Origin of the sequence: Variovorax sp. LjRoot290, from assembly GCF_964253985.1 — a bacterium.
Lineage (GTDB): Bacteria > Pseudomonadota > Gammaproteobacteria > Burkholderiales > Burkholderiaceae_C > Variovorax.
The window spans coordinates 3429242-3449187 of sequence record NZ_CAXURW020000001.1 but is presented as its reverse complement, the minus strand read 5'-3'; the positions used below and the strand labels follow the sequence as shown (position 1 = coordinate 3449187).

The following is a 19946-nucleotide window of genomic DNA, read 5'->3' as shown; positions in this document are numbered from 1 at the left end:
TTGCCCGCGACCGGACCAGTCAGCGACAGGCAGTACCCGATACGGATGGGCGCTGACGCAGTGGGCATGTCAGACGCCCGCGCCAGCTCGGCCAGCGAGAAGCTGCAGCTCCCAGGCCAAGGCGACAGCGCTGGCGCCGCCATGCTCGAGAACGACGCTCGCGACGCCAGTAGCGGCGGGCTGCGCGCGTGACGGCCCATTGCGCGACAGCGGCAGGCGTGAAGTTGGATGGGGCCGCCGATGCCTGGCGTGCAGCTTCCTTCGCGAGCTGGACGAAGCGCCGGGCCGCCTCGAACTCCTGGTCCTCCGGGCTGAGGCCTTCCAGTTCGATGCCGAAGAACCGGCCCATGCGCGTCGAAGCCGAGCTGGCATCGAGGCTGGTGGGTGCGTTCACGGCAGGCATCGCCCGCCGGGCTGCGGACTGCAGCAGCGCGACGAGCTCGGTCGCGACAGCGTCGTCGATCGCGCCGCCGGCCGGTTGCGCGGACCAGGCGGCCGAGCGTCGCGCCGAAGCCCGGTCTGCCCGCGGCGTTGAGCAACTCGGCGGCCTGCCCCGTGGTCTCGGTGTCGAAGACCACTGCCTTGCGGCTCGCGCGGTTCGGCGCGAGCGCTGTGCCTTTCGTGTCCTCGAAGATGTCGAAGTCGGGGCTGTAGCCCAGCAGCATCCGGTTCATGGTCGGCCTTTCTGGCGGAACTGGACGCCTATTCGCATAGGCCGTGCCACGCCAAGATCGCTGATCGACCGGGGTTTCGGGGAGGGGAAGCGAAAACAGCTTCGCCCGGGCTCACGATGGGCGCGGCAACGCGAACTTCGCTTCGCCGCAGCTATTCGCAGCTATTTCTGGAGGCGTCGATAGGCACTGAAGTGCCGAATGGCCTCCTGCTTGTGGCCGAGATGGTCATGCAACCTGGCGGCATTGAAATGTGCGTCGCCAAGGGAGGGGTCGAGCTGCAGGCAGCGCTCGTAGGATTGGAGCGCGTCGGTCAACTGCCCCAGATCTTCCAGCGCCACGGCGCGATTGAAGTGCAGCAGCGCTTCACGCGGGCAGTGGGCGAGGGCTTCGTCGTAGAGAGCCACGGCTTCGGCATGCCGTTCGGATTCGCACAGCATCGCGCCGAGGTTCAGATAGGCATCCGCATGGTTGGGAGCGAAGGCCAACGCCTTTCGGTAGGCGAGCTCGGCGGCTTCGCAGTCTCTGGTTTCGAGGTCTTCTCCTTGTGCAAACAGCTCGTCTGCAAGAGCTTGCCCCAAGCTCGGATCTTCGCTGCGCAGGTGTTCCACGAAGGCCACTGAACCGCGCGCTGCGGCGATCTCGAAGTCCATGAGCAGTTGGCCTGATTCGGCCTCCCATTGGCTGTCGCGCTCATGGACCGCAATCGTGTTTCCCACCGCGGTGATTCGCAGTCCGGTCAGCGGCAACTCCGCAGGAAGCGTCGCCTTCAGTCGCTGCAGCGCGCGCACGATCTTGCGAGTCGGGATGTCGGCCGCCTGCAGCTGATGGGCGGTCCTCAGAAGCACGACATCGCGAAAGGAAAAACGGTACTCGTTGCGCGGTCCGCGCGAGGGACTCACGAAGCCGTTCGCTATCAGCCCTGCAATCGCACTTCGGGAGAGACCCAACATCTCCTGAATGCTGCGCAGGGTGTGCGGTGCCTCCGACGGATCGTTGCTCACTTCCTCAATCGCGCGCTTGCCGGGGAGGCTGGAGCGGCGGTCTTGGGCGCTCGCTTCACGCCCTTGCGTTCGTTCGATGCCAGTGCCGTGACTGCCTCTGCGGCCGGCACGCGACTCGGGCGCTTCGTGCCGCCGGCGCCGCCCCGTGCCAGGCTGGCGCGCAGCATCTCGGTCAGGTCGATGATCTGGCCGCTCACAGCCGGCTCATGATGCTCCGCGGCGACGATTTGCTTCCCGGCGATCTTCGCGTCGATGGCTGCCAGGATTCGCTTCTTCTCTTCGTCCTCGAACTGCGTCGGGTCGTAGCTTTCCTCGGATATCTGGTCGATGAGCTGGAGCGCCAGCTTCACCTCCGCATCGGAAGGCGTGATCTCCTCGATCTCGAGGTCCTTCATCGACCGCACCTCTTCGGCGTAGAGCAGTTGCTGCAGCACCAGGCCGTCCTCTGCCGCGCGGACCTGGACGATGTACTGCTTTCCCTTCCAGGCCCACTTCGCGAGCGCGCAGCGGCCGCTCTTGCGCATCGCGGCGCGCAAGAGGGTGTACGGCTTGGCGCCGCGCTTGTCGGGTGCGATGAAGTACGCCTTGTCGTAATGGAGGGGGTCGACCGCCATTTCCGGGATGAAGGCAACGATGTCGATCGTGTGGGTCGCGCTTTCTTCCACGGCCTTCAACTCGTCAGGGGTGAACAGGACGTAGCGGTCCTTTTCGAACTCGTACCCCTTGACCATTTCCGAACGGGGAACGACGGTGGTCTGATCCTTCTCCGAAACATATTGCTGCTTGAGGCGAGAGCCGTCCTTGGCCAGCAAGTTGAACTTGACCGTTGCGGCGCTTTCGGTCGCGGAATACAACTTGACCGGGATGGAGACCAATCCGAAGCTGAGAGACAAGGATGCGATGGAACGAGCGGGCATGCCGACCTCCGTTGGACGTGCGGCCGGCACCTCCTGGCCTGAGGATGCCACTTTCCTGAGTCCTCGAACAGAGCGAAGGGGAGGCGCCGCCGCGGTCGGTGGTGGTGGTCACGCGAAATATGGTGCCGAAGGAGCTCGACAGGCGTTGCCGAGCGCAGAGGGCCTTGGTGCTGCTCGCATCTCAGCCGCTTGGGAGTTTCAAAACGACCTATTTCCGGCAGCTTTGCTTGCAAGGCGTAAGAAATAGAGTGCGCAAATTCCAACCCGTCCGCTCACCTTGGAGTCGAGGGGCACGTGCCGAGCAACGTAACGCAGGTTCGCTTCCGGCGCGCCTCGTGCATTCCGTGCTATGGCACAGTTCGGCCAGATGCTGTCGGTCGCTGGTGTATCAGAATTCGCCAAAACCGGACCCTCGCATCCGTCTTTCGCAGCGCACACTTTGGCAGTTCTCTGGGTTGTGCGGGCCTGGCCTGTCACCGTGGCAAAGGGTTGCGCACCTCGCCTTGCGGCGTGAGGCGTGAGGCGTGCGAGAGACATCGACTTTTTCAGTGCCATTTGCGCAATTGGCTAGACCCTCAGTCGCCCAGCCCTGGACGGTTAAGATCTCCTGGGAGAGCGGTAGAGGCAGACAATCGCTCTGTGGAGAACGATAAACGGCAACGCCCTTGCGCGACGGGCCCGCGCGAGCAATAATCGCTCCCATGGGAACGCTTAGGTCGAATAACAGTTCTGATAAGACCGATAAGCCAAGAGGTTCTGCCTCCGCTTCTCCGATTCCGCTTCCGGTGGAGCGCGCCCTCATGAAGCTGGGAAACGACATCTGCCTAGCTCGCCGGCGCCGGCGCATGTCCCAAGAATCGCTGGCTGTGCGCATCGGCGCATCGCTTTCGACGGTGCGCCGCATGGAGAAGGGCAGTGTCAACACCCCCTTGGTCTTTCTGGCCAGGACGCTGCACGTGTTCAGCGAACTCCCGCGGCTTGAGAACCTCTTGGACACGGCCAAGGACGACATCGGTCTCACACTCATGGACGAGGAGTTGCCGCAGCGCATCCGCACGCCCAAGAAGCCAACAAGCGGGGCGCTGTGATGGCCACCCCGGACATTCGCGAGACGGTCGAAGTCTGCCTCGGCCAGGCGGGCATCCCCATCGGCTCGCTGACCTATACCCGCCAGGGTCGGCGGGAGAACTCAGCCTTTGCTTATAGTCAGGGGTGGCTTGCTAGTTCCGACCGCTTCAAGGTGTCCTCTGACCTTGAGCTGACTACCGGCTACCAGTTTCGCAAGGCACCAACTAAGGACGATTCGCCGTTCTTCTGCGCCCTTGCCGATACCGTGCCGGACACCTGGGGCCGTCGGGTCAACCTGCGCGACCATGCCAAGCGCCGCCAAAGGGGCGAAAAGCTGCGCGACCTGAACGAACTGGACTTGCTGCTAGCCGTGGACGACTTCAGCCGCATTGGCGCGTTGCGCCTGCGCGATGGTGCAGGCACGTACCACCGCACGGTCGAGGCCGGTAAGCGCGCCACGCCCCCCTTCGTGGACCTGGGCAAGCTCTACTCGGCCAGTCGCGCCGTGGAGACTGGCAAGGAAACAGCGCAGGACCTGCGCTATCTGCGCGGCAACGGAACTTCCCTGGGCGGCATGCGGCCCAAGGCAACCGTCATCGACCAGAGCGGCCTCCTGGCCATCGGCAAGTTTCCGAGCATCAACGACGACCGAAGCATCACCCGTGGGGAGGTGCTGGCGCTGCGCCTGGCGGCCCTTGCCGGCATCGACGTGGCGCACGCACGCATCGAGCCCATCGAAGGTGTCCCGGTTGCGCTTATTCAGCGATTCGACCGCACTGCCGACAGCGGGCGCATCCCGTACATGTCGGCCGCGTCGATGCTACAGGCCTCGCGCCAGGACGAGCACTCGTACACCGAGATTGTTGATGCCATGCGCGCGTATTCCGGGGACCCGGTCGCGGACGCACAGCAGCTGTGGCGCCGCATAGTCTTCAACCATCTCATCACCAACGTCGACGACCACCTACAGAATCATGGTTTTCTGCATGTCGGCAGCGGCTTCTGGCGACTTGCGCCGGCGTTTGACGTCAATCCGTTCCCAGACAAGGAGCGCGAGTCGAAGACTTGGCTCTCCGAGGCTGATGGGCCCATCGTGTCCATTGAACAGCTCGTGGACAGGAGCGACTACTTCAACCTGAACTTGAAGCAGGCCCATGCGGCGCTGGCGGACGTCTACAGCGCAGTGATTCGCTGGCGAGAGGTTGCGGTGAGTGCAGACGTTGGGCTGACCGCAGCGGAACTCGAGGACTTCGCGCCGGCGTTCGAGCATCAGGCGCTTGAGGAAGCCCGTCTGGTGCTGCGCTAAGCACTGCGTGCGAGGGCGGTTCACTCTTTCCGCCAGGTGCAGCACAGTGGTTGAGGCTAAGTTCTTCCAAACACGTGAATGACCGCGGTCGGAGAGCATTTATCTGACGCCGTGCCGACGCTGATCGAGCGCGCTGGTGTTGCGGCGGCAGATAAACGTCGATGGACTGAACCGCCGCTCCGGGGTGGCGTGCGGGGCTGTTGGGGAATGTAAGGTTCAGACGCGGTGACGGTAGTAGGTGCGGGGTGTGCAGGCGTGAACGTGGGTGCTCAGGCGGCGATTGGTGACGGCCGTTGGGCGGTCGAGGCGCAAGCGATGGGTCGTTCGCGGCATACCGATGGTTCGGCCACACACGTCGGGACGATCCGCACCGCCGTCGCGATGTCGGTGACGGACAAGTTCTTGGACGGTGATGCGCCGGCCGGGTATCACGGCGGACCCCGGCATGCAACGGCTTGCGGTGCAGCGCAGCCGCGCTGGGGTGGCAACACCTGCACGGTACGCCAGTGCCCCAAGCGGCAGTGCGGGCAGCACGAGACTTCGATGCCCGTGACGCGCTGGAGGAACGTGGCGGCGTCCTCTCGAGCCTGGGCATTGGCCGCCGGCATCGACAGCGCCAAGCGGGCCTGCGCCAGGCGCTCGGCCTTGACGGCCGGGCTCAGCAACCCGTAGTGGCGGATGCGCTTGAACCCCGGCGGCAGCACATGCTGCAGGAAGCGAGCGATGAAGGTCGGTCCGTCGATGAGGACCGTTCGCTTGCCGCCATGATCGTCGGCGCGCACGCGCAGTCGCACCCCGTTGGCATCGATGCCGACGATGCGCTCGTTGGAGACTGCCACGCGGTGCGTGTAGCGCGACAGGTAGTCCAACACCGTCTCGGGGCCAGTGAGCGGCGTCTTGGCATACACCACCCAGTCGTGACGCTTGAGCTCGGCCAGCCGTACCTGGCGCATCGCCGGCGTGTTGGCGGGATCGCGGGGCAACTCGCCGGCCTGACTCGCGCGGCGCAGCGCGTCGACGAACTTGCCTCTGAACACGCGTGACAGCGCATGCACCGGGAACAGGAACGTCGGGCTCCGCTTGGGTGCACACCACAGGCCATCGCCGTCCAACCCACCGCAGGCCATCAGCGCGTGCACATGGATGTGGCGGCGCAGGTCCTGCGTCCAGGTATGCAGCACCAGAGTGAAGGCAGCTGTTGCACCGAGCCAGCGCGGGTTCGCGGCGAACTCGCTGAGCGTGGCCGCCGCGCATTGCATCAGCGTGCCGTACGCCCAGCGCGCGTGGAACTGCGCCAGGGCGTTGAGGGCGTGCGGCAGCGTGAAGACCAGGTGGCAGTACGGTACCGGCAGCAACTCGGCAAGCTGGGCCTGGCGCCAGGCGTCGCGGGCGTCGTTCTGGCACTGCGGACAGTGCCGGTTGCGGCAGGAGTGGAACAGCCGCTGCTCCCGTGCGCACTGGTCACAGCGCTGCAACTGACCACCCAGCGCCGGTGTGCGGCAAGCGACGATGGCGCGCCAGGCACGCGCCTGCGGCGTGCTCAGCGTGTGCTGGCGCAGATAGGCCGGCTCGAAGGTGTGCAGCACCTCGGCCAGGGTGGCACTCATCGCGCAGCGGCTTCAGTGCAGCGGCGGTCGCGGTGGCGTCGGCGGTGACGACGGCGCCTTTGGCTCGACCTTGGGCAGATGGGCCAGCAACGCCAGCGCGCTGTCACCGACGCTGTGGCCGGGGCGAGCCATGCGAAGGTAGCGGCTGGTGGTGCTGAGCTTGGCGTGGCCGAGCAACTGGCTGATGCTGTTGAGGTCCACGCCGGCTTCCAGCAGATGTGTGGCAAAGCAGTGGCGCAGCGTGTGGATGCCGCCGACCTTGGCGATGCCCGCAGCGTTGCGCGCGGCGTAGAAGTAGCGCCCGGCGCTACGGGTGTCCAGGTGCTGGGAGGGGTTCAGCCGCGCAGGGAACAACCAGTCCTCGGCCTGTGCAGTGCGTCTGCATTGCCGCCAGTACAGCCGCAACTGCTCGAGCAACTCCGGGCTGAGCAGGCTGTAGCGGTCGTGCCCTCCCTTGCCCGCGATGACGTGAATGCACATGCGGTCGGGCGAGGAGTCGATGTCGCAGCCGCGCAGTTGACACAGCTCGCTCACGCGCAGCCCGCTGGCGTAGGCCGTCATCAGAAGCGTGCGCGCCTTCATGGACATCGGCGCAGCCAGCACCGCTGCCACTTCGGCGCGAGACAACACGTCGGGCAGCCGCTGCGGGGCGTGCCCCATGGGGATGCGCTGGCGTCGCTCGTTCTGGCCGAGCACCTCGCACACCAGAAACCGCACGGCGCTGGAAGCCTGATTGACGCTGCTTCGCGCCAGATGCCGCTCGCGCACCAGGTGCAGCAGATAGGCCTGGACCTCTTGGTCGGTGATCAGCTCCGGGGTTCGGCGGTAGTGACGGGCCATCTGCGCGACAACCCTCAGGTAGGACTCTTGCGTGCGTGGCCTGAAGCCGCGCAGCACCATCGCATCGATCATGCGTTGACGTAGTGGTGTCATCATCGTCTCCGAGTTCCGGGGAACATTCCCCGCAACCAAGGTACAACTCAACTCCGCGCAACGCGATCTGCCCTCGTCGCACACATCCACCGCGTCAGCGGTTTAGTCCATCGGCCAAGAGCTGACCTTTGCGACGGTCCGCTTTGCGGAAAGTGGCACGTTGGCGGCACTCCCCAGCGCGCAGCTACGGCAGAAAGGGCGGCTGGGCTGATCGATGCTGCGGGCGGTTTTGTGAAGCTCAGTTCTCGTTCAGCGTCTGTTCATCCTCGCGACCTACGTTGACGCCATGCTGGCGCAGATTCGTCACCTTGTCGCAAGCCAACACGTATGGTGGTGTGTCATTGGCATGCTCCTCGCCGCATTGCAGCCCTTCATTGGCGCGCACTTTTGCCAGGATGGACTTGAGGACGAAGGGGACTTCCAGGTCCGCAGCATGAGCGCATCGGTGGAGTTCTACCCCGATGAACGCGCCGATCGTGCAGCCGAGCTAGAGACTACGCTGTTCCTGCCTTCGGCCGCGGGCATCGACCGGCCCCATGCACTTCAGCATGGCATCGATGCCTTGATGGCGCTTGTGCCTCTCCAGTTACCGCTGACGGTCGCCTTGGTGCGCCTGGTGGAAATGTTCGCCAGCGTCGATCCCCAGGCAGTGCCCCACACCAGCGGCGCGCCTCCTCCTCTCCCCACAGCGCCTTGGCGACGACTGCCGCCAGAGACCGCACCTCCCCTCACGATTTGACGGACGGCGCCAGACACGGCGTCGAGGCCCTGCTGCGCGCCGCGCAGCCGGCTCTTCTGTTCGTGGTTCGGAGGTTTCAATCATGAGTGCAGCCCCATCCGTTCCTGACGAGGGTTCAACGGTCCTCACCCGCGTGCATGCATGCCTCGCGGTGGTCGTCTTCCTTTTATGCCTGCTCGTCGGCGCCCATGAGGTCCGCGCCGACTCGCAACGGCGCGCCGGCGATTTCCTGGCGACAGCCATACCCCTCGCGACACTCGGCACGGAGCTGTATCGAGGCGATCGGGAAGGCGCCTGGCAGTTCGCAATGACGTTCGCGGCGAGCACCGCCGCCACCGACGTGCTCCAGCGGGTGACCCACGTCGAGCGGCCCGACGGAACCAACCATCATTCGTTTCCGTCGGGGCATGCGGCACGCGCCTTCTCGGCGGCTGCCTACGTGCGTCGGCGCCACGGATTCGACGTGGCGTGGCCGCTGTACCTCGCGGCGCTGTACGTCGGGCACACACGCGTGGCTGCCGACCGCCACCGCTGGGGTGACATCGCTGGCGCTGCCCTGGTGTCGGAGGTGGCTGCCTGGTGGCTCGTGGAGCCCGAATCCAAGGTAGTCGTCATGCCGGTGCTCGGCCGCCGCTACGTCGGCGTGCAGATCGCCGCGCGCTGGTGAAAGGTTCCGTCCTTCACGACGCATTCACCGCAGGGCTTCGACTGTCAGGTCATCAAAGTAACGACGCGAATGCTATCGCTGTTCCTAGTTTGAACTCGACTCGCGCGCGCCGCGCCGCCGTCGCCACGGCAAGCGCCACCTGCTCACCGCCGGCAGCGGGCGGGGCGAGGGCACCTGGCTGGCCGCCAACATGCGGCAGGCGGATCTTTAGCCGCTAAAAATCGGCGGCGTTTCTAGCCGGCTCGTCAGCTGCCGGCTGCTGGGCATTGCTCGCGTCTTTCCGGATCGGAACAAACCATCGGGCCTGCTCGCCGCGTACTTCACAAATTCTCCGTCGATGCCCGTCCCGGCCTAAAGCGATGAACCGCCCAGGGCAAGGCGGGCGCAGTTTTCACGGCAGCCGCGCCGGAAACTGGCGCGACGGGTTCATTGCTGCTTCCAGACCCTCGCGTCGATCGGTTGGATGTCGTAGTCGCCACCCTGTGCCTGCTTGGTCACCTCCGGCGACAGGTAGACGGGAAAGCTATGCGTCGCGCCAGCGGGGATGTTGTCGACGCCCGCCACCCAGAGAGGCTCGATAGCGATAACCTTGCCGGCCTCGTCCTTCACAGCGACGCTCACTCGCACACCGCAGGCAATGGAGTTGTTGTTGCGCACCGCGCCCGTGACGATCATGCGTCCACCCTCGACGCGCGCACTGCGGCTCTCAATTTCGAAACCGCCTGCGCTGCAGATCGGAGGGTCGTCTTGCGTAAAGACGGATCTGATCAACGACCAGCCGTTAGTAAAGAAAATGGCAGCAATCGCGAGTATTGCCGCCGTGCCGACGCCGACGCCGATGATGGCCTTCCTCAGTTTCATGACGAGAACGCGCGCAGCATCAACGCGGTGATGATCTTCCTGACATGATGCATCCATTCCCAAGTTGATGTGCGCAAACATGAGACTCAATAAAAAGCGCCGACTTCAACCGCTTGCCGAGGGCACCTAAAGCCTGCTGCGGGCCGTCGCTCTTCGCTCAGGGCGACAGGTCCTCATTGTCGACTGCGGTCACGATCCTCGTCGAACTGAGGTGTCAGATCAACATGACTGTTGGCTGGCTCAGATTTGGATCGGGGCGGACAGTCACTGCCTCGACGTTTGCCATGCCTAGAATGCGCGGCACAACTCCGGGGGCAGGCGATGGGGGCAACGCGCGCGACGGTTCGACGCCATGCGCTGGCGGCATGCATGCTGGCCAGCGGCAGCGCCTGGGCTGGCGGGCACTTCGATGTTGACGACGCCGGGACACTCGATCCCGGCCAGTGCCAGTACGAAGTCTGGGTCACCCGCATCGAGGTCGAGCCGGCCAAAGTCTTCCACCTCGGGCCGTCCTGCCGGGTGGGGCCGGTCGAGCTGGGCTTGAGTTTCGAGCGGCTTTCCACGCCCGATGGCAGGCAGCGCATGCTCGGCCCGCAGATCAAGTGGACCTTCTTCGGCGGCGGCGAGGCGCCGCTGAGTGCCGCGCTGGGATGGAGCGCAACCTTCGATTTGACGCGTCATGGCAAGCCGGGCCGCCAGATCCTGGTGCCTGTCACCTGGCGGGCGACCGAGAACCTGCAGGTTCATGCCAATGTTGGCCTCGATTGGTTGCCCGTCGATGGCGTGCGTACGCGCCGTGGTGGTATCGCCGGCGAATGGGCGGTCGACGATCGCTTGTCGCTGATCGTTGAGCGCAATCGCGCCGCAGGCTTCTGGACCTCACGCGCCGGCGTGCGCTTCAGCCTCACGCCGCTCATCAGCCTCGACATCAGCGCTTCGCGCACCACTCCGGGCGGCATTCGGAGCTTTGTGATCGGGCTCAACCACGAGTTCTCTCGCTGAGCCTCAAAGCTCAAAGTGCGAAGGTACCGGCGTCCACGCTCGTGCGGCGCCATCGCGAAGCGTTGTCGGGGTACGGCAGGCCAACGATAATTTCACCCACAGAGGAACGAAATGTGCTTGTCCCTGTGCCTGCCGTGTTTCGCCTCGCTGGAGAACCGCCGTGACGTTCAAGTGGCCTGAAATGCTGTGGTCGGCCTTGGTGCTGCCGGTGTTGGCCCTGTTCTACGTCTGGATGCTGCGCCGACGCAGGCCGACCGCGCTGCGCTACCCCGGGCTGGCTTTGGTGCGGCAAGCCGCCGGCAAGTGGATGAGCTGGCGTCGCCATTTGCCGCCGACACTGCTGTTGGGTGCCCTGGGCGCAGTGATCGTGGCGGGCGCGCGTCCGATGGCGGTCGTGACGCTGCCGACGCAGCAGCAGACCGTCATCCTGGCCATGGACGTTTCGGGCAGTATGAGTGCGACCGATGTCGCCCCCGATCGCATCACGGCCTCCCAAGTGGCCGCGAAGACCTTTGCGCACGAGTTGCCACGCGGGGTGCGCATTGGCGTGGTGGCGTATGGTGGCTCGGCCCATCTGGTGCAGGCGCCCACGCTGAGCCGCGAAGACGTGCTGGCTGCCATCGATCGGTTTCAACTGCAGCGCGGCACGGCGATCGGCAGCGGCATCATGGTCGCACTGGCCACGATTTTTCCGGACGCCGGAATCGACGTGTCGCAGCTCAGCGGTCAGCGTAACCAGGCGTGGAGGCCTGGCGGCCTTGGCCGTGTCGACCCTCCGGCTTTCAAGCCGGTGGCACCCGGCTCGTATGGGTCGGCAGTGATCGTGCTTCTCACCGACGGACAAAACACCGCCGGTCCCGATCCCATGGATGCCGCGCAGATGGCCGCCAGCCGGGGCGTCAAAATATTCACTGTCGGCTTCGGCTCGAAGGACGGCGGTGTCATCTCCTTCGAAGGGTGGAGCATGCGTGTTCGCCTGGACGAAGACACGATGAAAAAAGTGGCCAACCTGACTCACGGCGAGTACTTCTATGCAGGCAGCGGCACGGATCTGAAGAAGGTCTACGAGGCGCTCCAGAGCCGGCTGGCGCTCGAGAAGAAGGAAACCGAGATCACGGCCCTGTTTGCCTACCTCGCGGGGGTGCTGATGCTCCTTGCCACTGCACTTTCGTTGTGGTGGTTCGGAAGGGTCGCGTGACCCGGTCCGTGCACGTTCAAAGCCAGCCTGCTCGCCGGAACCGGTAGTACAGGTAGCTGCATGTGCCGGAAATGAGGAAGAGCGCCCCGGCATAGCCATAGGTCCACTTCAGTTCGGGCATGTGCTCGAAGTTCATGCCCCAGATGCCGGCGAACGCGGTGCACACGGCAAAAATACTCGCCCAGGCGGCGAGGCGTTTCATGACCTCGTTTTCCTCGATGGTGACCATCGAGAGGTTGACGTGGATCGCCGTCCCGATGGTTTCGCGCATCGCTTCGATCGATGCGTTGATGCGCCCCAGGTGATCGACCACGTCGCGAAAGTACTCCTGCGAGCCCGCGCAGACCTGGGGCACGCGTCCGCCATGCAGTTTGCTGGCGCCTTCGAGCAGAGGCGCCACCGCGTGCTTCAGAACCATCACGCGCTGCTTCAGTTCATAGAGCTGCTGGATGTTCGCGCGCGGGGCGCCCTTGGTGAAGATCCGCTGCTCGATCGCCTCCAGTTCGACCTCCAGCGAATCAATCACCGGGAAATAGCGATCGACGACCGCATCCATCAGCGCGTAAAGCACGAAACCGGCGCCGCTGCGCAGCAACTCGGGCTCTCGCTCACAGCGCTCCCGCACGCCCAGGAAGCCGAGCTTGCTGCGATTGCGTACCGACAGCACGTAGTTGCGGCCGACGAAGACGTCGACCTCTCCGACGTTGAGGCCGTTCGCGCTCTCCGAGGCCGGCTCGATCAGATGCATCACCGCGAAGAGCGAGTCGCCGTACTCCTCGATCTTGGGGCGCTGGTGCCCATGACGCGCGTCTTCGACGGCGAGCGGATGCAGGCCGAATTCCTCCTGCATCTCGTTGAGTTCTTCGGGCGTGGCGTCGCTCAGCGCGACCCAGACAAAGCAGCCGGGCTGGACGATGTATTCGCTGATGTCCGCGACGGGAATGTCGGCCAGCTTGGCGCCGTCTTTGTAGGCAACGCAGTTGATCAGCATCGGTGGATTTTCCTGCTTGGTGGGCAATGAGCGCGAATCTTGCCATGCCCACAAGTCCTTCGAGCGGATCTGACGGTGCACAAAGGCTCAGGAATCGCGGTGCGAGCGGACCACGGGTCGTCGCAGCGTTCGATGCTGACCCCTACCCAGTCGTCCTTCGCCGCCGGCGAGTCCGCAGCGATAGGCGCAACCCGCTCCTTGAACAGGCCCGTGTGTGTTGCCCACAGAACGGCCCTCGCTCGGGAGGCCCATGGCAATCGACCCCATAGGCAGTAACCGTGTCACATCCCTCCCAGGTTGCCGGCCCGTTGCAAATGACCGCTTTGAGCCAGTCAGTTTCGATTGCCGACCGACTGCAGTGGGCCCATAGCCGCCCTTGAGCGGACGCAAAGGATGCCCTGAAGCGGTCGGCCGATTGTGCAGTTTCTCTGCGCGGGGGAGGGAAGCTAGTGAGCCATTCGGGCTCGGGCGCTGAGGGATCTGCCGATCCACGTTTGGCACTCTATTTGTCGTCTCAATCGGGCATCAGGGCTGAGTTTGGAACTCCATTTCGCGTTCTTACACTCTATTTGCTCGCACCAGGTGGTGGTCCGACTGCCTGTCAGCCTGCTGCAAGCACGGCCTTCATAATTATGAATTCAGTTTCTACGACAAGTCAAAGCCAGAACTGGAGACAACGCCCATGAGCCGCTATGCAGAGTTCTATCGCCAGTCGATCGATGCGCCGGAGGCCTTCTGGGCCGAACAGGCCAAGCTCATCGACTGGAAAACGCCGCCGCAGCAGATCCTCGATGCCTCTAACGCGCCCTTCGCGCGCTGGTTCGCGGGCGGCACGACCAATCTCTGCCACAACGCGGTCGATCGCCACCTCGCCACCCGCGGCGATCAGCCCGCGCTGATCGCCGTTTCCACCGAGACCGGCACCGAAAAAAGCTACAGCTTCAAGGAACTGCATGCCGAGGTGCAGCGTTTTGCGGCGAGCCTGATGGAGCTCGGCGTCGGCAAGGGCGACCGCGTGCTGATCTACATGCCGATGATTCCCGAGGCCGCCTTCGCGATGCTGGCCTGCGCGCGCTTGGGCGCGATCCACTGCGTGGTGTTCGGCGGCTTCGCCAGCGGCTCGCTGGCCTCGCGCATCGAGGATGCGACGCCGAAAGTCGTCGTCAGCGCCGACGCCGGGTCGCGCGGCGGCAAGGTGCTTGCGTACAAGCCGCTGCTCGACGAGGCGATCCGGCAGTCCTCGCACAAGCCCGAGTCGGTGCTGCTGGTCGATCGCGGCCTGGCGCCGCTGGCCCTGACCGAAGGGCGTGACCATCTGGCGGCCGCGCTGGTCGAGAAGCACCGCGATGCGCAGGTGCCCTGCACCTGGCTGGACGCGACCGACATCAGCTACACCATCTACACCAGCGGCACCACCGGCCGGCCCAAAGGGGTGCAGCGCGACACCGGGGGCTATGCCGTGGCCCTGGCCGCCAGCATGAAGCACATCTTCGACGGCCGGCCCGGCGAAACCTATTTCTCGACCAGCGACATCGGCTGGGTGGTGGGCCACAGCTACATCGTCTACGGCCCGCTGATCGCGGGGATGGCGACCCTCATGTACGAGGGCCTGCCCACGCAGGGCCTCGACCGGCAACCCGACGGCGGCATCTGGTGGCGGCTGGTGGAGAAATACAAGGTGACCGTGATGTTCAGCGCGCCGACCGCGGTGCGCGTGCTCAAGAAGCAGGACCCGGCGCTCTTGAAGAAGTACGACCTCTCGAGCCTGCGCGCGCTGTTCCTGGCCGGCGAGCCGCTCGACGAGCCCACGGCGCGCTGGATCAGCGAGGGCCTGGGCGTGCCGATCATCGACAACTACTGGCAGACCGAGTCGGGCTGGCCCATCCTCACGGTGGCCAACGGGGTTGAGCAGACGCGAAGCAAGTTCGGCAGCCCCGGCGTTCCGATGTACGGCTACAAGGTGAAGATCCTTCATGAGGCGACCGGCGAGGAACTGAGCGGCGCCAACGAGAAGGGCGTGGTGGTGATCGAGGGGCCGACGCCGCCGGGCTTCATGCAGACCGTGTGGAAGGACGACGAGCGCTTCGTCAACACCTACTGGAAGAGCGTGCCGGGCAAGCTGGTGTATTCCACCTTCGACTGGGGCATCCGCGACGAGGACGGCTACTTCTACATCCTCGGCCGTACCGACGACGTGATCAATGTCGCCGGCCATCGGCTCGGCACGCGCGAGATCGAGGAAGCGATCTCGGGCCATGCGAAGGTCGCCGAAGTCGCGGTCGTCGGCGTAGCCGATGCGCTCAAGGGGCAGGTGGCGATGGCCTTCGTGGTGCCGAAGGATGGTGCAGCGCTCGGCGACGACCAGGCAGCCCTTCTCCTCGAAGGGGAAATCATGAAGCAGGTGGCCGACCAGCTCGGCGCGCTGGCGCGTCCCGCGCGCGTGCGCTTCGTGAGCGCTCTGCCCAAGACGCGCAGCGGCAAGCTGCTGCGCCGCGCGATCCAGGCCGTGTGCGAACAGCGCGACCCGGGCGACCTGACCACGATAGAAGACCCCGGCGCCCTCCAGCAGATCAGGCAATCGCTATCCCCTTGAGGGCTTGCGAAGGCGCTTTCCGCCGTCACGTAGTTGCCATGGCACAATGCCAGGGTACTCAGGCCCTTCCCCAGCCACAGTCGCATCCGCCATCCGGTTCAGCCGTGTCGCGGAAGGTTTCTTAAACCAGCTAATGCTTCCTACAGGGAAGCGAAGGTCAGCGGAATATGAGCGATTCATCGTCGACGCCCGGCGCGTCCGTCTATCACGCCTACCAAGGCAACACCTACCTCTTCGGCGGCAACGCGCCCTATGTCGAGGAGATGTACGAAAACTACCTCAGCAATCCCGGCAGCGTGCCCGACAACTGGCGCTCGTACTTCGATGCGCTGCAGCACGTGCCCGCCACCGACGGCAGCACCACCCGCGACGTGCCGCACCAGCCGGTCATCAATGCCTTCGCCGAGCGCGCCAAGCAGGGCACCACGAGGGTGGTGCAGGCCAGCGGCGCCGATTCGGAGCTGGGCCGCCAGCGCACCGCCGTCCAGCAGCTGATCGCGGCCTACCGCAACGTCGGCGTCCGCTGGGCCGACCTTGACCCGTTGAAGCGCGCGGAGCGCCCGTCGATTCCGGAACTCGAGCCTTCGTTCTACGGTTTCACCGATGCCGATCTCGAAACGGTGTTCAACACGAGCAACACCTTCTTCGGCAAGGACACGATGTCCTTGCGCGACCTGCTCAACGCGCTGCGCGAGACCTACTGCGGCACGATGGGCGTCGAGTACATGTACACCACCGACCAGAACCACAAGCGCTGGTGGCAGCAGAGGCTCGAGAGCGCGCGGACCAATCCGAAGCTCAGCACCGAGCAGAAGAAGCGCATCCTCGAACGCCTGACGGCGGCCGAAGGCCTGGAGCGCTTCCTCCACACCAAGTACGTCGGCCAGAAGCGCTTCTCGCTCGAAGGCGGGGAGAGCTTCATTGTTTCGATGGACGAGCTGATCAGCCAGGCCGGCGTCAAGGGCGTGCAGGAGATCGTGATCGGCATGGCCCACCGCGGCCGTCTCAACGTGCTGGTCAACTCGCTCGGCAAGATGCCGGCCGACCTGTTCGCCGAGTTCGACCACACGGCGCCTGAAGACCTGCCCAGCGGCGACGTCAAGTACCACCAGGGCTTCAGCTCCGACGTTTCGACGCCCGGCGGTCCGGTGCACCTGAGCCTGGCCTTCAACCCCTCGCACCTCGAGATCGTGAACCCCGTGGTCGAAGGCTCCGTGCGCGCGCGCATGGACCGCCGCGCCGACCCGCTCGGCAAGCAGGTGCTGCCGGTGATCGTGCACGGCGACGCCGCTTTCTCAGGGCAGGGCGTCGTGATGGAAACGCTGGCGCTGGCCGAAACGCGCGGCTATTCCACCGGCGGCACGGTCCATATCGTGATCAACAACCAGATCGGATTCACCACCAGCGACCCGCGCGACAGCCGCTCGACGCTGTACTGCACCGACATCGTCAAGATGGTCGAGGCGCCCGTGCTGCACGTGAACGGCGACGACCCCGAAGCGGTGGTGCTCGCGACCCAGCTCGCCCTCGAATTCCGCATGGAGTTCCAGAAGGACGTGGTGGTCGACATCATCTGTTTCCGCAAGCTCGGCCACAACGAGCAGGACACGCCCTCGCTCACCCAGCCGCTGATGTACAAGAAGATCGCGGCGCACCCGGGCACGCGCAAGCTCTATGCCGAGAGACTCGCCGCCCAGGGCCTGGGCGATGCGCTCGGCGACGACATGGTGAAGGCGCAGCGCGCAGCCTTCGACGCCGGCAAGAACACCACCAATCCGGTGCTGACCAACTTCAAGAGCAAGTACGCGGTCGACTGGAGCCCCTTCCTCAACAAGAAGTGGACCGACGCCGGTGACACCGCCATTCCCACCGCGGAATGGAAGCGCCTGGCCGAGCGCATCACCAGGGCGCCGGAAAAGTTCACCGTGCATCCGCTGGTCAAGAAGGTGCTCGACGACCGTGCGGCCATGGGCCGCGGCGACGTCAACGTCGACTGGGGCATGGGCGAGCACATGGCTTTCGCCTCGCTGGTGGCCAGCGGCTATCCGGTGCGCCTCTCGGGCGAGGACAGCGGCCGCGGCACCTTCACGCACCGCCACGCCGTGCTGCACGACCAGAACCGCGAGAAGTTCGACGAGGGCACCTACGTGCCGCTTTCGAACGTGGCCGACAACCAGGCGCCCTTCGTCGTCATCGACTCCATCCTTTCCGAAGAGGCGGTGCTCGCCTTCGAATACGGCTACGCGTCGAACGATCCGAACACGCTGGTGATCTGGGAAGCGCAGTTCGGTGACTTCGTCAACGGCGCGCAGGTCGTGATCGACCAGTTCATCGCCTCGGGCGAAGTGAAGTGGGGCCGCGTCAACGGCATCACGCTGATGCTGCCGCACGGCTACGAAGGGCAGGGCCCCGAGCACAGCTCGGCGCGCCTCGAGCGCTTCATGCAGCTGTCGGCCGACGCCAACATGCAGGTCGTGCAGCCCACCACCGCGAGCCAGATCTTCCACGTGCTGCGCCGGCAGATGGTGCGCAACCTGCGCAAGCCCTTGGTCATCATGACGCCCAAGTCGCTGCTGCGGAACAAGGACGCGACCTCGCCGCTGTCCGAGTTCACCAAGGGCAGCTTCCAGACCGTCATTCCCGACAACAAGGACCTGAAGGCCGAGAAGGTCAAGCGCCTCATCGCTTGCTCCGGCAAGGTCTACTACGACCTGGCGAAGAAGCGCGAGGAAAAGGGCGCCGACGACGTGGCGATCATCCGCGTCGAGCAGCTCTATCCGTTCCCGCACAAGGCCTTCGCCGCGGAACTCAGGAAGTACCCGAACCTCGTCGACGTGGTGTGGTGCCAGGACGAGCCGCAGAACCAGGGCGCCTGGTTCTTCGTGCAGCACTACATCCACGAGAACATGCTGGAAGGCCAGAAGCTCGGCTACTCGGGCCGCGCCGCCTCGGCATCGCCCGCGGTCGGCTATTCGCACCTGCACCAGGAACAGCAGAAGGCGCTGGTCGACGGCGCATTTGCCAAGCTCAAGGGCTTCGTGCTGACCAAGTAAGAAGAACCACATTCACACCTACGAAGAAACACGAAGCGGAGCACATCAGTAATGTCTATCGTTGAAGTCAAAGTCCCCCAGTTGTCCGAATCCGTGGCCGAGGCCACGATGCTGCAGTGGAAGAAGAAGGCCGGCGAAGCCGTCGCGGTCGATGAGATCCTGATCGAGATCGAGACCGACAAGGTCGTGCTGGAAGTTCCGGCGCCGGCCGCCGGCGTGCTGGCCGAGATCGTGGCGGGCGACGGTGCCACCGTCGTCGCCGACCAGTTGATCGCGAAGATCGACACCGAGGGCAAGGGCGCGGCAGCCGCGCCCGCCGCTGCTCCGGCGGCAGCGCCAGCGGCCGCTCCGGCTCCCGCGGCAGCCGCCGCTGCCGCCCCGGCCGGTGGCTCGAAGTCCGATGTCGCGATGCCCGCGGCAGCCAAGCTCTTGGCCGACAACAAGCTCACGACGGGCGACGTGGCCGGCACCGGCAAGGACGGCCGCGTCACCAAGGGCGACGTGCTCGGTGCGGTCGCCTCCGGCGTCACGGCCAAGGTGACTGCGCCGGTGGCCATCCCGACGGGCGCGCCCAAGACGGCGCTGCCGCAGGTCGCTGCGCCTGCCCGCGCGCCGGATCTCGGCGAGCGTCCGGAAGAGCGCGTGCCGATGAGCCGCCTGCGCGCCCGCATCGCCGAGCGCCTGCTGCAGTCGCAAGCGACCAACGCCATCCTGACCACCTTCAACGAGGTCAACATGGCGCCGGTGATGGAAATGCGCAAGCGCTACCAGGAGAAGTTCGAGAAGGAGCACGGCGTCAAGATCGGCTTCATGAGCTTCTTCGTGAAGGCCGCGGTGCATGCGCTGAAGAAATACCCGGTGATCAACGCCTCGGTGGACGGCAACGACATCGTCTACCACGGCTACTTCGACATCGGCATCGCCGTCGGTTCGCCGCGCGGCCTGGTGGTGCCGATCCTGCGCAATGCCGACCAGATGAGCTTTGCCGACATCGAGAAGAAGATCGCCGAGTACGGCCAGAAGGCCAAGGACGGCAAGCTGGGCATCGAGGAGATGACCGGCGGCACCTTCTCCATCTCCAACGGCGGCGTGTTCGGCTCGATGCTGTCGACGCCGATCATCAACCCGCCGCAGTCCGCCATCCTCGGCGTGCATGCGACCAAGGACCGCGCCGTGGTCGAGAACGGCCAGATCGTCGTGCGCCCGATGAACTACCTCGCGATGTCGTACGACCACCGCATCATCGACGGCCGTGAAGCCGTGCTGGGCCTCGTGGCCATGAAGGAGGCGCTGGAAGATCCTGCCCGCCTGCTGTTCGACATCTGAGGAGCCACCT

At 65.0% G+C, this 19946-nt stretch carries 17 protein-coding genes; 11 read left to right on the top strand and 6 right to left on the bottom strand.

Features of this window, described 5'->3' with window-relative positions; genetic code table 11:
• Positions 1–66: 66 nt before the first annotated feature.
• Together ACSQ9A_RS17120 and ACSQ9A_RS17115 are read left to right on the top strand one after the other, a co-directional pair.
• Complete coding sequence (locus ACSQ9A_RS17120) at positions 67–192, top strand: hypothetical protein (protein ID WP_436304510.1); 126 nt, start codon at positions 67–69, stop codon at positions 190–192.
• Between the two features lie 155 nt (positions 193–347).
• Positions 348–857, top strand: a complete 510-nt coding sequence (locus ACSQ9A_RS17115; protein WP_436304509.1) for a hypothetical protein — start codon at positions 348–350, stop codon at positions 855–857.
• Here ACSQ9A_RS17115 and ACSQ9A_RS17110 read toward each other — a convergent pair.
• Positions 836–1675: a tetratricopeptide repeat protein gene (locus ACSQ9A_RS17110; RefSeq protein WP_436304508.1), complete on the bottom strand. Its 840-nt coding sequence runs from the start codon at positions 1673–1675 to the stop codon at positions 836–838. The two genes, ACSQ9A_RS17115 and ACSQ9A_RS17110, sit on opposite strands and share 22 nt — an antisense overlap.
• Positions 1672–2592: a Ku protein gene (locus ACSQ9A_RS17105; protein WP_436304507.1), complete on the bottom strand. Its 921-nt coding sequence runs from the start codon at positions 2590–2592 to the stop codon at positions 1672–1674. The genes ACSQ9A_RS17110 and ACSQ9A_RS17105 overlap by 4 nt, the downstream gene beginning before the upstream one ends.
• Before the next feature lie 845 nt (positions 2593–3437).
• Here ACSQ9A_RS17105 and ACSQ9A_RS17100 point away from each other — a divergent pair.
• Together ACSQ9A_RS17100 and ACSQ9A_RS17095 are read left to right on the top strand one after the other, a co-directional pair.
• Positions 3438–3680, top strand: coding sequence for a helix-turn-helix domain-containing protein (locus tag ACSQ9A_RS17100; RefSeq protein ID WP_436304506.1), 243 nt, complete (start codon positions 3438–3440; stop codon positions 3678–3680).
• Positions 3680–4966, top strand: a complete 1287-nt coding sequence (locus tag ACSQ9A_RS17095) for a type II toxin-antitoxin system HipA family toxin (protein ID WP_436304505.1) — start codon at positions 3680–3682, stop codon at positions 4964–4966. The genes ACSQ9A_RS17100 and ACSQ9A_RS17095 overlap by 1 nt, the downstream gene beginning before the upstream one ends.
• Before the next feature lie 428 nt (positions 4967–5394).
• Here ACSQ9A_RS17095 and ACSQ9A_RS17090 read toward each other — a convergent pair whose 3' ends face one another.
• Entirely contained in the window at positions 5395–6573 is a 1179-nt protein-coding gene (locus ACSQ9A_RS17090) for an IS91 family transposase (protein WP_436296795.1), read from the bottom strand.
• Positions 6574–6585: 12 nt separating this feature from the next.
• On the bottom strand, positions 6586–7506 hold the full coding sequence (locus ACSQ9A_RS17085; protein ID WP_436304504.1) for a tyrosine-type recombinase/integrase: 921 nt from the start codon (positions 7504–7506) through the stop codon (positions 6586–6588).
• A 286-nt stretch (positions 7507–7792) separates the two neighbouring features.
• Between ACSQ9A_RS17085 and ACSQ9A_RS17080 the strand changes: the two genes are divergently transcribed.
• Together ACSQ9A_RS17080 and ACSQ9A_RS17075 are read left to right on the top strand one after the other, a co-directional pair.
• Complete coding sequence (locus tag ACSQ9A_RS17080) at positions 7793–8245, top strand: hypothetical protein (protein WP_436304503.1); 453 nt, start codon at positions 7793–7795, stop codon at positions 8243–8245.
• An 82-nt stretch (positions 8246–8327) separates the two neighbouring features.
• A complete protein-coding gene (locus ACSQ9A_RS17075; RefSeq protein ID WP_436304502.1) occupies positions 8328–8912 on the top strand; it encodes a phosphatase PAP2 family protein in 585 nt (194 codons plus the stop codon).
• Positions 8913–9338: 426 nt separating this feature from the next.
• Here ACSQ9A_RS17075 and ACSQ9A_RS17070 read toward each other — a convergent pair whose 3' ends face one another.
• A complete protein-coding gene (locus ACSQ9A_RS17070) occupies positions 9339–9854 on the bottom strand; it encodes a hypothetical protein (RefSeq protein WP_436304501.1) in 516 nt (171 codons plus the stop codon).
• Between the two features lie 288 nt (positions 9855–10142).
• Here ACSQ9A_RS17070 and ACSQ9A_RS17065 point away from each other — a divergent pair, with 288 nt between their 5' ends.
• Both ACSQ9A_RS17065 and ACSQ9A_RS17060 read left to right on the top strand, forming a co-directional pair.
• On the top strand, positions 10143–10775 hold the full coding sequence (locus tag ACSQ9A_RS17065; protein ID WP_436304500.1) for a hypothetical protein: 633 nt from the start codon (positions 10143–10145) through the stop codon (positions 10773–10775).
• Positions 10776–10935: 160 nt separating this feature from the next.
• A complete protein-coding gene (locus ACSQ9A_RS17060; protein ID WP_436304499.1) occupies positions 10936–11973 on the top strand; it encodes a VWA domain-containing protein in 1038 nt (345 codons plus the stop codon).
• A 16-nt stretch (positions 11974–11989) separates the two neighbouring features.
• On the opposite strand, the gene corA is transcribed toward ACSQ9A_RS17060, so the two are convergent.
• The gene (gene corA / locus ACSQ9A_RS17055) at positions 11990–12964 is read right to left on the bottom strand and encodes a magnesium/cobalt transporter CorA (RefSeq protein WP_436304498.1); all 975 of its coding nucleotides are present in this window, start codon (positions 12962–12964) and stop codon (positions 11990–11992) included.
• Positions 12965–13646: 682 nt separating this feature from the next.
• Here corA and ACSQ9A_RS17050 point away from each other — a divergent pair.
• The 3 genes from ACSQ9A_RS17050 to odhB all read left to right on the top strand — a co-directional run bounded on the left by ACSQ9A_RS17050 (position 13647) and on the right by odhB (position 19936).
• Positions 13647–15557 carry a propionate--CoA ligase gene (locus tag ACSQ9A_RS17050; RefSeq protein WP_436304497.1) on the top strand — a complete coding sequence of 637 codons (1911 nt, stop codon included), beginning with the start codon at positions 13647–13649 and terminating at the stop codon, positions 15555–15557.
• A gap of 167 nt (positions 15558–15724) precedes the next feature.
• Positions 15725–18610, top strand: coding sequence for a 2-oxoglutarate dehydrogenase E1 component (locus tag ACSQ9A_RS17045; RefSeq protein ID WP_436304496.1), 2886 nt, complete (start codon positions 15725–15727; stop codon positions 18608–18610).
• 51 nt (positions 18611–18661) lie between these two features.
• Positions 18662–19936: a 2-oxoglutarate dehydrogenase complex dihydrolipoyllysine-residue succinyltransferase gene (odhB, locus tag ACSQ9A_RS17040; RefSeq protein ID WP_436304495.1), complete on the top strand. Its 1275-nt coding sequence runs from the start codon at positions 18662–18664 to the stop codon at positions 19934–19936.
• Positions 19937–19946 lie beyond the last annotated feature (10 nt).